The sequence below is a fragment of the Pseudomonas sp. G2-4 genome (assembly GCF_030064125.1).
GTDB lineage: Bacteria > Pseudomonadota > Gammaproteobacteria > Pseudomonadales > Pseudomonadaceae > Aquipseudomonas.
Window position 1 is genome coordinate 3,431,507 of the sequence record NZ_CP125957.1, and the last position, 14,884, is coordinate 3,446,390.

The window sequence follows — 14,884 nt, forward strand, 5'->3', positions numbered from 1 at the left end:
CATTACAGCTGTACGTACCTACATACCCACCACACACAATGGTTAAGAACACTATGAAATTCTCCACCATCACTTCGCGTACCCTGCTCGCGCTATCGTTAGCATTCGCCGGCGCCTTCGCTGCTGTAGCTCCGGTCCAAGCTGCAGCGCCGATGCAGCACAAGCAGGTTCCGGGCTTCTATCGCACGATGATTGGCGACTATGAAGTCACTGCGCTCTATGACGGCGGCGGTAGTATCGACTCCAGTCTCCTACACGGTGATCCCGCGCTCATTCAGTCCCTCTTGGCACGCTCCTTCCAAAACGATCCCAAGCATGTTTCGGCAACCGTCCAAGGCTTCCTCGTCAACACTGGCTCCAAACTCCTTCTCATTGATACCGGTGCAGGCGGCCACTGGGGCCCTCCCACTTTGGGCAAGCTCGCGCAGAACTTGAAGGCCTCCGGCTACAAACCGGAGCAGATCGACCTGGTTCTACTGACTCATCTCCACGCTGACCATGCTGGCGGTATTTACCAAAACGGGAAACGCGTCTTTCCGAACGCGACCGTGATGATGACGAAGGCCGACGCCGACTTTTGGCTGTCGAAGGAAATCATGGCCCAGGCCCCGGAGGACGCAAAAATCTTCTTCAAAGTCGCACAGGATGGCGCCGCGCCTTACATCGCCGCAGGCAAATGGAAGCCGTACGAAGGCATGGCCGAAATCGTCCCCGGTATCGCACCGTATGCCATTCCCGGCCACACGCCCGGTCACACCGGCTACATGATTTCCTCAAAGGGTCAGTCGCTGCTCATCTGGGGCGACGTAGCTCATGTTGGCGCCGTCCAAATGCCGCATCCGGAAATCAGCATCGCCTTCGACTCAGACAGCGCGTCGGCCATCAAAACGCGTGAAGACCTGCTGGTGAAACTCGCTGCGGACAAGACGATGATTGCCGCAGCCCACATGCCGTTCCCTGGCCTGGGCCGTCTTCGCAAAGCCGACAACAGCGAGGGCTATGACTGGGTACCGACGACTTTCCTCAACCTGGAGTGAGCTGATCATGACTTACGATTCATCTTCCGTCCGTGAGCTTCGGGATGCGATGTTCGCCTTCGACTTTGCGCATCCTGTACGCACCATCGAGACGCTCCGCGTCGGCATGGAGGCAATTTCACAAGCGAACCCGCCGGCGGCCGACCTAACCGTCGAGACGATCGAGCTCGATGGCGTAGCCGCGGTGGCGATTACGGCTCCCGGCGCATCCAAAGATCGAGTCATCTACCATTTCCATGGTGGTGGCTGGGTGGCTGGCTCTCCTGCCTCGCATTTGGGCATGCTTGGGGAGCTGTCTCGAGCGGCAAAGTCCCAGGTCATCGTTCTGGACCACTCCAAGGCACCCGAGCACCCATTTCCAGCCTCCTACGACGAGTCCATCCGCGGCTACGAAGCCGTGCGTGCGCTTGGCAAGCCGTTTGCCGTGACAGGTGATTCCAGTGGCGGCGGCATGGCTCTCAACGTTCTGGCCTATGCAGCCTCGAAGGGCCACAAGGACGCGCGAGCAGCGCTCCTAATTAGCCCGTGGGCAGACTTAACGCTGACGCTGCCCTCGTTAACTCAGCTGGCCCACCGAGACCCCATGGTCAACGTGAGCGGGATGCGGGACATGGTAGAGGCTTACGCTGGCAACCACGATTTGAAGGATCCGCTCATCTCACCTTTGTTCGCCGACATGCATGGTTTTCCTCCGCTGCTCATACATGTCGGAAGCGACGAAGTACTTCTCGACGACGCGCTTGAAATTGACCGAAAGGTGCGCGCTGCCGGCGGCGAGTCACACCTTGAGGTCTGGCCGGAGATGCTGCACGTCTGGCACATTCAGACAGCCTCTTTGCCTCAGGCCCACGACGCGCTCCAGAGAGCCGGCGAGTTTCTCATCGGGCACCTCGCTGACTAGCACGCGCACGCACACTGCAAAAACTGCAGACATTAGATAGGAGATTGTAATGACTACTGACACCACCCCACCGGGAACAGCATGGATGCAAATCGTCAAGAAGAAAGGAACAAGCGACTTCGCGACGTCGTTCACTGCTGACGCCAGCCTTCAGACCTCAGCCCTAAGCAAGACCGTGATCGGCCCGACATCCATCGGGGCATTCTTTGCCGCGACGAGCACGATGTACGAAAACTTCGTGTTCACTGCGGAGACGGTTGACGGTACGAAGACTTACCTTGAGTGGGATGCCACCCACGGTGGTAAGCCGGTCGCCGGCACCACCATCATCACTCGGAATGAGGCTGGCCTCGTCCACAATATCAAGCTCTTTCAAAGCCCGTTCCACGTCGTCCGTGAGTTCTCGGCTGGCCTGAAAGAGCGACTCGAAGAAACACTCGGTCAAGACTTCTTTAGCTAAGCCGGGCCAGTTCGTCGCCGCGTAGTAGCTGAACGACACAACTGAGGAAGCACTCATGCCAATTTTTCACGCCCACATCCCAGCTCAAAAGTTCTCTAGTGAAGAGAAACGCGCACTGGCGGACGCCTTGAATCTCGCTCTTCATGAAGCCATGGATACGCCCAGGGATGACCGTTTCGTCATCATCAGTGAGCACAAGGACGATGAGCTTTTCATCCATCCGACTTTTCCTGACATGAAGAGATCTGACAAGCGCATGGTCGTAACGGTGACGATAGGCACGAGCAGGACAGTGGAGCAGAAACGCAAGCTCGCGGAGTTGGTCACCCGTTACGCGGTAGAAAAGGTGGGCGTCAGCCAGGACGATATCAGCCTGATCATGTATGCCGTTCCCTTGGAGAACATGAGCTTCGGCGGCGGCAAGCTGGTCTCTGACATTGACCTCTCCATGCCTTGGGTAAACAAGTAAGAAATACGAAACTGCCCCGTTTTTGGAAACGGGGCAGCGGAATTGACTCGAAACGAATTTTGAGGCTCAAACCAATTCAGCTAAAGATGCCGGATTGAAGCCCTTCAGATCCGCGTAATCGCCTTTTTCCACTTTGGCGACCCAATCCGTGTCACTCAGCAGAACGCGCCCTACTGCGATCAGATCAAACTCTTCGCGCTCCATACGCTCGACGAGCCGATCCAGCCTCGCAGGGGTTGATCCTTTGCCGGCGAAGGCGTTAGTGACATCATTATCCAGCCCAACCGAACCGACGCTAATGGTTGTGGCGCCAGTGACTTTCTTCGCCCAACCCGCGCAGTTCAACCCGTTCTCACCGTCAATTTCGGGAAACTCAGGTTCCCAGAAGCGCCGCTGCGAGCAGTGCAGGACGTCCACACCGGCCTCGACCAGTGGCAGCAGCCAGTCCTCCATCACCGCTGGCGTGTCAGCGACGCGTACGCCGTAGTCCTGTTGCTTCCACTGGCTGACGCGCATGATGATCGGAAATTCAGGGCCAACAGCCTGACGAACAGCAGATACGATCTCACTGGCAAAACGCGAGCGTTCCTTGATTGTCGGGCCGCCGTAGCGGTCAGTGCGCAGATTGCTACCAGCCCAGAAAAACTGATCGATTAAATAGCCATGGGCTCCGTGGATCTCGACGGTATCGAAGCCCAGTCGTTTGGCATCTGCTGCGGCCTTGGCGAACGCTGCGACCGTGTCTGCAATGTCCTCTTCACTCATCACCACGCCACGCAGGTCACCTGGCGAAACAAGGCCCGACGGGCTTTCCACTGGCGCATCAGGCTCCCAGTCGTTGATGTAACGCGTGGACCCAGTGTGCCAGATCTGCGGTGCCATGCGCCCGCCAGCGTTGTGGACCGCATCGATCACGTTTTTCCACCCAGCCAGCGCCGCTTCGCCATGAAAAAAAGGGATGCCTGCGTCATTGCGTGATGCTGGGCGATCAATCACGGTGCCTTCCGACAAAATCAGCCCGACACCTCCCTCTGCCCGCCGCCGGTAATAGGCGGTGCTCGCTTCACCCGGGATGCCTTCGGGTGAGAACAGCCGCGTCATCGGCGCCATGACAATCCGGTTTTTCAGTTCAAGTGACCGGATGGAAAGAGGATGAAATAAAACGCTGGTATCAGGGTTCGACATTGGATGGACTCCATTTGCTTTCGGAAGCCATATAAGTATATTTTGTAAACCAAATGTCAATTAGGCACCTAGAGTCGCCTAGGCATACATGAGGAAACTTCGATGCTGGAATTAAAGCCGCAATGTTTTTCGTCGGAGTGCCCAAGCCGGGCGCTGTTCGACCAAATCGCAGATAAATGGTCAATGATGGTTCTGGCGGTGCTTGATGACGGGCCGCATCGCTTCAATGCCATCAGACGCCGCCTGGAAGGCGTCACCCAGAAGGCACTTACACAGTGCCTCCGGCGGCTGGAACGAAATGGTCTCGTCTCGCGCCAGGTCATTTCGTTTTCGCCTGTGGCAGTGCAGTATCAGATCACCCCACTGGGTCGAACACTGCAGCAGCCATTTCGCGAATTGCATAAATGGACGCTCGACAAATTGCCTGAGGTTGAAGCGGCCCGGTCGAAGTTTGACGAAGCCGCGGAGGATAAGCTGACGGTGTGATTCGGTTAGCCGCGCGCGCTACAGTTTATAGTTAAATGTCATCAGTGCATTACGCGGCGCCCCATAACTGACAGTATCGAAATCGCCTTTCTGCATTGCATATTTTTTATCAAACACATTGTTCACATTGACTGATACATCCATGTTTCTTGTCAGTTCATAACGTGCCATCAGTGACGAACCAGTGACGTTTTATAGCAGCGAGATGGGATAACTGATGAAAATCCGGTTTTCATCAAACTCATTGTTGAAGTCGTGGCGCACTTGCCAGGATTTTTCCTGGGCGTCATCGCCGCTGAGTTTTTGCAGGCCGACGTAGAAGGTGTTTCCGCCGTATTTGGCCGAGAGCATGGCGAAGGCGGTTTTGTTGTCCAGATCGCCGGCCAGGGCGTTGCCGTCTTCCTTGCCGATGAAGTAGCCGAGGTTGGCGGGCTCGATGTGCTGGTGGCGAATGCCGGCATTGCCAGCCCTGGCGCGATCTGTGATTTGTCCATCAAGGACTGGGACGACATGTTCTCGGTCAATCTTCGCGGCGCCTGGCTGCTTGCCAAAGCCAGCTACCCGCATTTGCGCGAGAGCCGAGGCTCGGCGTGCTTCACCTCGTCGATGTCTGGCCAGCTTCCGCATGCCGGCTCAGGCGCCTACAGCCCCACCAAAGCGGCATTGACGATGCTCGCCCAGACGCTCGCGCTGGAATGGGCGCCTGACGGGATCCGTGTCAACGTGGTATCCCCTGGGATGACGCACACGCCGATGTCGGAAAAAATGTACGCCGATCCCCAGATCAAGAAAGCACGGGAAGCAATCATCCCGCTGGCGAGAATCGGCGACCCCATGGATATCGCGAATGTGATCGAGTTTCTCGTTAGCCCTTTATCCGGGTATGTCACGGGACAGGATATTTGTGTCGATGGCGGCTTCTCCAAATCGATACTGAGTCATATCCCGGGCCGACCAAGCTCCAAATCTTAAGCACGATTGGTTAAGAGTGGATTGATCACCCAAGTAAGAAGGTGCATGGCTAGCGCAGCAGTGGCTTGGAGTCATGCCAACCCAGGCCGTCTACCTAGCAGGCATCTACTGCCACCCGAGCGCAGCGCGATGCAAGTACCTCCTGAACTGGCGAACTTCACCGTTCGTTATGTCGAGGACGCCCTGGCTGACAGCTTCCGTTCGGTAGAGGTGTATCAGACCCGCTGGTTGCTGCAGGCCCTGGCGGTCATCGATACACCTGTAGTCAGTTCGTTCTAAAACTCGCCAACCGCAGCGCCCGCCCGCCTTCCCCATTCGCCAGCCACAGCTCACTGACGCTCAATAACCGCGCGAGCTGTTTTATTCGAGATGGAGGCACGCCTCGAGCGAACCAATTCGTCAAGCATTGGGGGCTAACGCCAAGCACTTCGGCGAACGACGTGGGTGCAACAGCGTACTCATCCAACAACGTTCGCAGACGTTGGCCTGACGCGCGTCGATCTTCCAGTCGAGCCCTGGGGTAGGACTCCGTGTTTTTATCCTCGATCATTGTTGCCCTGCTCCAGCCAGTACGATTGGCGCGGCATATGAACACTGCGACTCGGAATACGGAACGTTGCGAAGCGTAACGATCGAAAAAAAGAATAGGCCTACCCGCTGTAGTACCGAACTCCTACAGACCTATCCTCACGGCACCTTCGGACCCCGCTCACGGTTGCTGAGCGCAACGTTGCGCTCAGCAACCGTGAAGGGCTGAGAATCAAGTCTGTAGAACTAGCAACAAATACCGCTCTCTAGAACCAGGTCTCCATCTGTATCCCGTATTGCCACACGCCGCCGGCACTGAAGTCAGATTTACCGAATGAATCCGAGGCGCTGTAGCGGTCCAGATCCGAAGACCAATCCATGACACTCGCAAACACACGCAACTCAGGGCGCGTGAGCAGGTCGCCGAAGTCCGGCTTGAAGGTCGGGGCGATGGTGAATTTCCAGAAGTTACCGTCGACCGCATTGCGTTGCTGGTAGCCCTTGGGATCGAGGTCCATGGTTTGCCAGCTCATCTCGTAGGCCATTTCGAAATTGCTGTTGATTTCATTGGCCAACCGCACGTTCAGCGTCATCCAGCGGTAGTCGTCACCCTTGACGTAGCGGTCCTTGCTCTGTTCGGCCAGCAAGCTGGGGCCGATGCGCCAGCCGGGTGCGATGGGAGTCTCGCCGTAAAGCGCCAGGCGTAGCGCACGGGCATCGTCGATCAGCTCGCCATCGGAGCCGATGTTCTTGACCTCCGCCCCCAGGCCTTGCCCATAGAGCAGCGCCGCCTTGGTGAAGCCTTCCCGGCCGAAGAAGTTCTTCTGGTGGTTGGCCACCATGCTGTGCAGACCGGAGTCCGCTGGCGTCAGGCCCGCTTCGTTGCTGCGGACACCGATGTCGTTTTTCTTTGACCCGATGGCATTGAACATCCACTGCCACTGGCCATTGTCGAAAAACTGGTTGGAAGTCAGGATGTAGCTTTCCACATCGGCATTGACCCCGCCCTCACTGAACTCTCCGTAGTTACGCCCCATCAACGAGTAATTCGAGCGCCAGTTCTTATTCATCTGCACATCGTAGATACCACCGCCGGTCCCGGCGAGGTAGACGACGTCCGAGTCCAGCCAGTGGATGTCGAAATTGTCCCGATCAAATCGCTTGCCGGCCCACAGGGTGGAATTCTCGAACACCGAGTTGCCCTTGAACGCGGCGATATGATCCAGTTCGGTAAACACCTGGCGCACGTTCAGGTTGCTTTCGTCGGCGGTCCAATCATTGGAGCTTTCCACGCCATCGGCAATGGACACTGTGAATTTGGAGTGGGTGCCGTTCTGCGCGTACTGCTCTTTCGACAGGTCGATGCGCATGTAGGTGTCGTCTTCGTTACCCAGTCGCCCGACGGCGCCACCCACCGAACCGGCCGGGGTGGTATACGGGCCGCCACGGCCTCCGCCCAGCCCATCGTTGACCAGCAATCCGGAGCGAGCGTAGCCCTTGAAGCTGAAGCCGTCCGTGAGATGTGGGCTGCTGTCCTGTTTTTCCAGGCTTTGCTGGCGGGCTTCGAGCTTTGCCAGGCGCGTGTCCAGAGTGGGCGCTGGGACAGTCGCAGTGGACGCCGCCGGTTGAAGAGCAGGAGCGGCGCGTTTGAGTTGTTCCAGTTCCCTGGCCAGGGCCTGGGTTTGCTGTTCGGCGGCGGCGGCGCGTTTTTCGGCGGCGCTGGTGCGGGCCTCGAACGCGGCCATGCGCTCCTCCAACGTCGCGGCTTGAGCGGTGGCCGCCGAGGTGCCGAGCACGCCCGCGAGAAGCCAGCTTGATGCTTTCTGCATGTGGATTTCCCTGTTTTGTTTTTATTTTTTTGTTCCCGCGACTGCCGTCTTCCCGTGACTCCCGAATTGTCAGACTCCACGAAAAAAAGGATGCCTCATCGCAAATACGCTGCTACATTTGGCGATGTTAACGTTAACTTTTCTAAAAACAAAAATAAAGAGGGCTTTATGAAACAGCTCAAATCGCTCCTTCCAGCAGCATTTCTCGTACTTTGTGGAGGGCTTCCATCCCTCTCGACTGCCGCCAATCTGACGATCTCCTGCGGCGCGGTGGGCGCGGAACTGCAGCTGTGCAAGGAGGCTGTTGAAGCGTGGTCGAAACAGACCGGCAACAGCGTGGAAGTGGTTTCCACGCCTAACTCGGCGACTGAGCGATTGTCGTTTTACCAACAGATCCTGAGTGCGCAGTCCAGCGACATCGACATCATTCAAATCGACATGGTGTGGCCGGGAATGCTGGCCAAGCATCTGATGGATCTGCGCGAGGTGCTTCCCGCCAACGCGACCCAGGGCTACTTCCAGGCCCAGGTGGATAACGCCACGGTGAACGGACGCTTGGTGACGATGCCGTGGTTCACCGATTCGGGCCTGCTGTATTACCGCAAGGACTTGCTCGAGAAATACAACAAACAGGTACCCCAGACCTGGGAGGAAATGACCGCCACCGCCAGGGACGTTCAACTGGCCGAGCGCAACGCCGGCAACGCCAATGCCTGGGGCTACATATTCCAGGGCCGCGCCTACGAAGGCCTGACGTGTAATGCGCTGGAGTGGATCAGCAGTCACCCGGACGGTGGGCTGGTCAACGAAAAAGGCGACATTGTGGTCAACAACCAGGCCTCAAGAACGGCTTTGACCCTGGCAAAAAGCTGGGTAGGCGACATCTCTCCACGGGGCGTGCTCAATTACACCGAGGAAGAAGGCCGCGGCGTATTCCAGTCGGGCAATGCGCTGTTCATGCGTAACTGGCCGTATGTCTGGGCGTTGGTGCAAAGCCCGGACAGTGCCGTGAAAGACAAGGTCGGTGTCGCTCCCCTGCCCCGCGGCGGCGAGGCCGGTACCCATGCCTCCACCCTCGGTGGCTGGGGCTTGGCGGTATCGCGCTATAGCACCCATCCAAAGCTTGCCGCAGAACTGGTGAGCTACCTGAGCAGTGCCCAGCAGCAGAAACATCGTGCCCTGGTCGGTGCCTACAACCCGGTGATCGAATCGCTCTACCAAGATCCCGACTTACTCGCGGCGATGCCTTATTACAGCCAGCTGCACAGCATTCTCAATGATGGGGTCATGCGCCCTGCCTCAGTCACTGCTGATCGCTACCCACGGGTCTCCAATGCCTTCTTCGATCAGGTGCACGGCGTTCTCGCCGGAGAACGGCCTGTCGATCAGGCGCTGGCCGATCTGGAAAGCGAACTCACGCGCATCAAACGCCGGAACTGGTAAGCCACAAGGAAGGAAATCGCCATGTCTGTCTCCACTGCCGTTGCCCCCTCTGACGAGCTGTTGCTCACCCGGGAAACGCCGGTTCAACGCCGTCGAGTCCGCGCCGCCTGGCTGTTCCTGACGCCGATGTTACTGTGTCTGGCCCTGGTCGCGGCCTGGCCGTTGCTGCGTACATTCTGGTTCAGCCTGACCGATGCCAGCCTCGCGGAAACCGGTGACGCAACCTTTATAGGTTTGAGCAACTACTTGTTCCACAGCAGCGCCGGCTGGTCAGGCATCCTGGTCGATCCACAATGGTGGAACGCGGTGCGCAACACCTTGCATTTCACCGTGGTGTCGGTGGGCTTGGAGATCGTACTGGGATTACTGGTGGCGTTGCTGCTGAACATTCAGTTCACCGGGCGCGCCCTGGTGCGGGCGCTGATCCTGATTCCCTGGGCGATCCCGACCATTGTCTCGGCGAAGATCTGGTCCTGGATGCTCAACGACCAGTTCGGCATCATCAATCACCTGATGCTGAGCCTCGGCCTGATTGACGCGCCCCTGGCCTGGACGGCGGATGCCGGCCTGTCGATGTGGGCGGTGATCATCGTCGACGTCTGGAAGACCGTTCCCTTTGTGACGCTGCTGATGCTGGCGGCCTTGCAGATGTTGCCGGGCGATTGCTACGAAGCCGCCAGGGTCGATGGCATTCATCCGTTGAAGGTGTTCTGGCGGGTCACCCTGCCCCTGCTGATGCCGGCGCTGCTGGTGGCGGCGATCTTCCGCATTCTCGATTCATTGCGAGTGTTTGACGTCATCTATGTGCTGACCTCGAACTCATCGAGCACCATGAGCATGTCGGTGTATGCCCGCCAGCACCTGGTGGAGTTCCAGGACGTCGGCTACGGCAGCGCGGCCTCGACCCTGTTGTTTCTGGTGGTTGCGGTGATCGCCGTGGTTTATTTGTACCTCGGACGCCGTCAGCTGGAGGTGCGCTCATGAGCCCGCGCCTGCTGAAAAAAGCGCTGCTGCGCCTGGGGTTCTGGTGCCTGATCGGGGTTTTGCTGCTGTATGCGGTCTTCCCTTTCTACTACGCCATCGTGACCTCGCTGAAACCCTCCAGCGCCTTGTTCCAGGTGAGCTACTGGGTCGACAGCCCCGACTTCTCCAACTATGCGGCGGTACTCAGCCAAGCCTCATTCCTGCGGGCGATTGGTAACTCGCTGGTGGTGGCGCTGTGCGTGGTCACGTTGGCGCTGTTCCTCAGCCTGACCGCCGCCTATGCCCTGGGACGGGTGAAGTTCCGAGGGCGTGGCACAGTCTTGATGATGGTTCTTGGCGTGTCGATGTTTCCCCAGGTCGCGGTGCTGTCGGGATTGTTCGAAGTGATTCGGGCCCTGGGCCTGTACAACACGTCCTGGGCATTGATCCTGAGCTACACGATCTTCACCCTGCCCTTCACCGTCTGGGTGCTGACCACCTTCATGGGCCAACTGCCCCATGAGCTGGAAGAGGCGGCCATCATGGATGGCGCTTCCCCTTGGGTCACTTTGACCCGCGTGCTGCTGCCGCTGCTCTGGCCCGCGCTGGTCACCACCGGTCTGTTGGCGTTCATCGCCGCATGGAACGAGTTTCTGTTTGCCCTGACCTTCACCCTCACCGACACGCAGCGCACGGTCCCGGTTGCCATCGCCCTGATTTCCGGCGGCAGCCCCCATGAGTTGCCTTGGGGGCTGCTGATGGCCGCATCGGTGCTGGTCACCGTCCCATTGGTGATTCTGGTGCTGATCTTCCAGCGCCGAATCGTTTCCGGTCTCACTACCGGCGCGTTAAAGGGTTGATGCCCAACAAAGACAAGGAACAGCATCGTGATCAAGTTGAAGCTAGACAGCGTGAACAAACAATTGGGCGGCGCGCGCATTCTTCGCGATGTCAGCCTGGAAATCGCCGCGGGTGAGTTCGTGGTGTTCGTCGGTCCTTCGGGCTGCGGAAAATCGACCCTGCTGCGCCTGATCGCCGGCCTGGATTCGATCTGCGGCGGCGACCTGCTGATCGATGGGCGCCGGGTCAACGACCTGGAGCCCCGGGAGCGTGGCGTCGGCATGGTGTTTCAATCTTATGCGCTGTACCCGCACATGAGTGTTTACGACAACATCAGCTTTGGCCTCAAACTGGCCAAGACCGAAAAGACCACCCTGCGCGAGCGCGTGCTGAAAACCGCGCAAATCCTGCAATTGGACAAGCTCCTGCAACGCAAGCCCAAGGAACTGTCCGGCGGGCAGCGTCAACGGGTAGCAATGGGCAGGGCCATGGCCCGGGAGCCGGACATCTTGCTGTTCGATGAACCGCTGTCAAACCTGGATGCCTCGTTGCGGGTGCAGATGCGCAACGAAATCGCCCGGCTGCACGCACGACTGGGCTCAACCATGATCTACGTCACCCACGATCAGGTTGAAGCGATGACCCTGGCCGACAAGATTGTCGTGCTCAACGGCGGGCGCATCGAGCAAGTCGGTTCACCACGAGCACTCTACGAGCGTCCGGCCAGCCGTTTTGTCGCCGGTTTCCTCGGTTCGCCCAGAATGAATTTTCTTCCAGCGTTCCTGCACACCCCAGGCGCAACCAGTCTGGTTGAAAGCCTCGTATTGGGGATGACCTCCCTGCCCTTCGACAGCTCGGCGCTGGCGGAGAACACTGCGCTGACGCTGGGGATTCGTCCGGAACACGTCGGGCTCAAGGCGGCGCAAGGCAGCGCTGGCGTCACCGTGACCGTGACCGTTGTCGAATACCTGGGCAGCGAAACCTATGTGCACCTCGATACCGGCCAGGAGGAACCCTTGATCTGCCGTTGTGAAGTCAACGCTGGATGGCAGGTGGGCGATCGGGTCGAACTGGAGCTGGCGTTCGACAATCTGCACCTGTTCGCCGCCGACGGTACGGCCTTGACGCGTCACCCGCAAACCCCGCCGGAAAACGTGACCCTGCGCTCGGTACGAGCAAACGCCCTATGACTGTGTCTTTGAATCCCATGAACATCCCCATGTCCACCGCCCTCGAACTGGCGCAGCAAGCGCTGAGTGAAGGTCTGTCTCGCGTCATCCACGACTATCGACCTGACTATCATCTTGCCCCGCCAGTGGGCTGGATGAACGACCCGAATGGGGTGGTCTACTTTCGTGGCGAATATCACGTGTTCTATCAATATCACCCCTTCGACGCGAAATGGGGCCCGATGTATTGGGGGCACGCCAAGAGTGCCGACCTGGTCCATTGGCAGCACCTGCCCATTGCGCTGGCGCCGGGCGATGACTTTGACCGCGACGGGTGTTTTTCCGGGAGCGCGGTGGTGGATGGCGATACCTTGGCGCTGATTTACACGGGCCACACCTGGCTGGGGGACGTCGGGGATGAACGCCTGATCCGTCAAGTCCAGTGCCTGGCCACCAGTGTCGACGGCATCCACTTCGTCAAGCATGGCGCCGTCATCGACACCGCGCCGCAAGACACGATCATGCACTTTCGTGATCCCAAGGTATGGAAGGACGATGGTCACTGGTACCTGATTGCCGGCGCACGCCTGGACGATACGCCACTGCTGCCGCTGTACCGTTCCACGGATCTGCGCAACTGGGAGTTCCTCGACTATGTGGCCCGCGGCAATGAGGGCGATGGCTATATGTGGGAATGCCCGGATCTGTTTCGCCTGAACGGGCGCGATGTGCTGCTGTACTCGCCCCAGGGCATGCAGCCCGAGGGGTACGAGCGGCTCAACAAGTACCAGACCGGCTACCGCGTGGGCCAACTCGACAGCCAATGGCACTTCACCGGCGGGCCTTTCATCGAGCTGGATAACGGCCACGACTTCTACGCCGCGCAAACGCTGGAGGCTGCCGACGGTCGACGCCTGGTGTGGGCCTGGCTCGACATGTGGGAAAGCCCGATGCCGAGCCAGGCTCATCACTGGTGCGGGATGCTCGGCTTGCCGCGTGAATTGCAATTGCAGGGTGATCGACTGTGCGTGTTTCCGGCCCGGGAACTGACGGCTCTGCGCAAGGCGCCGTTGCCGGTCACCTCCCCATGGAGTGAGTCGGGCAGCCAATGGGTGCCGCAGGTGCACGGTGACCGCCTTGAAATCCGTGTGCACCTGGATTTGCTCGGCTGCACCGAGGGCCACCTGGGCGTCGCCCTGCGCTGCAGTGTCGATGGTCATGAAGAAACCCTGCTTTATTACGATGCATCCCTGCAACGCCTGGTGCTCGACCGCAGTCGTTCGGGCGAGCAAGTGACCGGCCAGCGCAGTGTGTCGATAGACTCGGCACAAGGGCCCCTGCAACTGCGGGTGTTCCTGGATCGCTCGTCCATCGAGGTGTTTGATGAAAACGGGCGCTTCAGCCTCAGCAGCCGCCTCTATCCCCGGCCCGACAGTCTGGGGGTGAAGCTCCTGGCAAACGGGACTGGCGGGAGTGTCTCCATTTCCCAGGCATGGCCCCTGGCCTCGGGATGGTTATGAACGTCGCCATTCGAGTCGCGAGAAGCCCGGGCCCTGTGTCATGATTCGGCGTCAACCTGACTGGCCGCCCCTCGCATGACTTCAGTGAAAGACGTTGCACAGCTGGCCGGCGTGTCCTTGATGACGGTTTCTCGAGCGCTCAACAATCCGGAAAAGCTGAGCCCCGAAACCCTTCAGCGGGTGCGTCGCGCCATTGACGAACTGCAATTCGTACCGAGCCTGTCGGCGCGCAAGATGCGCGGCGACAACTTGCAGTCGCGCACCATCGGGGTGTTCGCATTGGACACCGCGACCACACCGTTCGCGGTCGAGCTGCTACTGTCCATCGAACAGACTGCGCAGCAAGCGGGTTGGAATGTCTTCATCCTCAACCTGTTGAGCAATCCGCCCACCGACCAGAACATCGATTTGATGCTGTCGCACCGTCCCGACGGTTTGATTTTCAGCGCCATGGGCTTGCGCCAAGTGAGCATTCCCGAGCGATTGAAGAGCAAACCGCTGGTACTCGCCAATTGCCTGGCCGATGACAGTCGACTGGTCAGTTATGTACCCGATGATGAGGCCGGGCAGCATCGCGCCGTGCATCACGCCTTGGGCCAAGGTTATCGACGCCCGCTGTGCATCAACCTGCCGAAAAAGAGCCTCGCCTGGGGCCTGCGACAACAAGGCTTGCAGCGCGCCTGCCAGGCATTCGGAGTGGCACCTGACGCCCTCCTGCAATACGACCTTTCCGACCACGATGCCTACGGTGAAACCGCCGCCATCCTCGACCGGCACATCATCGACGGCCGCCCGCAATTCGACATCCTGATCTGTGGCAACGACCGCATTGCCTTTTGCGCCTATCAGCTGTTGTTGGGCCGAGGCCTGAAAATCCCGGGCGACGTCGCCGTGCTTGGCTATGACAACATGATCGGCATCGCCGAACTGTTCATCCCGCCATTGACCACGGTGCAACTGCCCTACTACGAGATCGGTCGCCAGGCGGCCCGACACCTGATCGAGGGGCTTGAGGTGTCGGGGGCCCAGCGGGTGGATTGTCCGTTGGTGGTTAGGGCGTCGTTGTAAATCGCTTGGTCTTA

16 protein-coding genes are annotated in these 14,884 nt (G+C 58.9%); 13 read left to right on the top strand and 3 right to left on the bottom strand.

The window, feature by feature from the left end; all coding sequences use genetic code 11:
- Nucleotides 1-53 precede the first annotated feature (53 nt).
- Genes QNH97_RS14890 through QNH97_RS14905 form a run of 4 tightly spaced genes read left to right on the top strand, consistent with a single transcriptional unit; the run spans nt 54 to nt 2,867 of the window.
- Nucleotides 54-1,037: an MBL fold metallo-hydrolase gene (locus tag QNH97_RS14890; RefSeq protein ID WP_283552683.1), complete on the top strand. Its 984-nt coding sequence runs from the start codon at nt 54-56 to the stop codon at nt 1,035-1,037.
- Nucleotides 1,038-1,044: 7 nt separating this feature from the next.
- Nucleotides 1,045-1,938, top strand: coding sequence for an alpha/beta hydrolase (locus QNH97_RS14895; RefSeq protein WP_283552684.1), 894 nt, complete (start codon nt 1,045-1,047; stop codon nt 1,936-1,938).
- Between the two features lie 49 nt (nt 1,939-1,987).
- The gene (locus QNH97_RS14900) at nt 1,988-2,398 is read left to right on the top strand and encodes a hypothetical protein (protein WP_283552685.1); all 411 of its coding nucleotides are present in this window, start codon (nt 1,988-1,990) and stop codon (nt 2,396-2,398) included.
- Between the two features lie 55 nt (nt 2,399-2,453).
- Entirely contained in the window at nt 2,454-2,867 is a 414-nt protein-coding gene (locus QNH97_RS14905) for a tautomerase family protein (RefSeq protein WP_123417567.1), read from the top strand.
- A gap of 66 nt (nt 2,868-2,933) precedes the next feature.
- Here QNH97_RS14905 and QNH97_RS14910 read toward each other — a convergent pair whose 3' ends face one another.
- Nucleotides 2,934-4,052: an NADH:flavin oxidoreductase gene (locus QNH97_RS14910; protein ID WP_283552686.1), complete on the bottom strand. Its 1,119-nt coding sequence runs from the start codon at nt 4,050-4,052 to the stop codon at nt 2,934-2,936.
- A 102-nt stretch (nt 4,053-4,154) separates the two neighbouring features.
- Between QNH97_RS14910 and QNH97_RS14915 the strand changes: the two genes are divergently transcribed.
- Complete coding sequence (locus QNH97_RS14915; protein ID WP_123417569.1) at nt 4,155-4,538, top strand: winged helix-turn-helix transcriptional regulator; 384 nt, start codon at nt 4,155-4,157, stop codon at nt 4,536-4,538.
- 192 nt (nt 4,539-4,730) lie between these two features.
- Here QNH97_RS14915 and QNH97_RS14920 read toward each other — a convergent pair whose 3' ends face one another.
- Nucleotides 4,731-4,925 (bottom strand): OprD family outer membrane porin, encoded by a 195-nt coding sequence (locus tag QNH97_RS14920; RefSeq protein ID WP_502944542.1) that lies wholly within the window; start codon nt 4,923-4,925, stop codon nt 4,731-4,733.
- Between QNH97_RS14920 and QNH97_RS14925 the strand changes: the two genes are divergently transcribed.
- A complete protein-coding gene (locus tag QNH97_RS14925) occupies nt 4,842-5,510 on the top strand; it encodes an SDR family NAD(P)-dependent oxidoreductase (protein ID WP_502944541.1) in 669 nt (222 codons plus the stop codon). The two genes, QNH97_RS14920 and QNH97_RS14925, sit on opposite strands and share 84 nt — an antisense overlap.
- Before the next feature lie 129 nt (nt 5,511-5,639).
- Nucleotides 5,640-5,789, top strand: coding sequence for a hypothetical protein (locus tag QNH97_RS14930; protein WP_283552688.1), 150 nt, complete (start codon nt 5,640-5,642; stop codon nt 5,787-5,789).
- 515 nt (nt 5,790-6,304) lie between these two features.
- Here the strand turns inward: QNH97_RS14930 and QNH97_RS14935 are convergent.
- Nucleotides 6,305-7,867: a carbohydrate porin gene (locus QNH97_RS14935; protein WP_283552689.1), complete on the bottom strand. Its 1,563-nt coding sequence runs from the start codon at nt 7,865-7,867 to the stop codon at nt 6,305-6,307.
- Nucleotides 7,868-8,035: 168 nt separating this feature from the next.
- On the opposite strand from QNH97_RS14935, the gene QNH97_RS14940 reads away from it, so the two are divergent.
- The 6 genes from QNH97_RS14940 (at nt 8,036) to QNH97_RS14965 (ending at nt 14,870) form a co-directional block, all read left to right on the top strand.
- Entirely contained in the window at nt 8,036-9,310 is a 1,275-nt protein-coding gene (locus QNH97_RS14940) for an ABC transporter substrate-binding protein (protein WP_283552690.1), read from the top strand.
- Between the two features lie 21 nt (nt 9,311-9,331).
- Nucleotides 9,332-10,294: a carbohydrate ABC transporter permease gene (locus tag QNH97_RS14945; protein WP_283552691.1), complete on the top strand. Its 963-nt coding sequence runs from the start codon at nt 9,332-9,334 to the stop codon at nt 10,292-10,294.
- Nucleotides 10,291-11,133 carry a carbohydrate ABC transporter permease gene (locus QNH97_RS14950; protein WP_283552692.1) on the top strand — a complete coding sequence of 281 codons (843 nt, stop codon included), beginning with the start codon at nt 10,291-10,293 and terminating at the stop codon, nt 11,131-11,133. Before QNH97_RS14945 ends, QNH97_RS14950 begins: the two co-directional genes overlap by 4 nt.
- A 27-nt stretch (nt 11,134-11,160) precedes the next feature.
- Entirely contained in the window at nt 11,161-12,303 is a 1,143-nt protein-coding gene (locus QNH97_RS14955) for an ABC transporter ATP-binding protein (RefSeq protein ID WP_283552693.1), read from the top strand.
- Complete coding sequence (locus QNH97_RS14960) at nt 12,300-13,802, top strand: glycoside hydrolase family 32 protein (protein ID WP_283552694.1); 1,503 nt, start codon at nt 12,300-12,302, stop codon at nt 13,800-13,802. Before QNH97_RS14955 ends, QNH97_RS14960 begins: the two co-directional genes overlap by 4 nt.
- Before the next feature lie 75 nt (nt 13,803-13,877).
- A complete protein-coding gene (locus tag QNH97_RS14965; protein ID WP_283552695.1) occupies nt 13,878-14,870 on the top strand; it encodes a LacI family DNA-binding transcriptional regulator in 993 nt (330 codons plus the stop codon).
- Nucleotides 14,871-14,884: the final 14 nt, after the last annotated feature.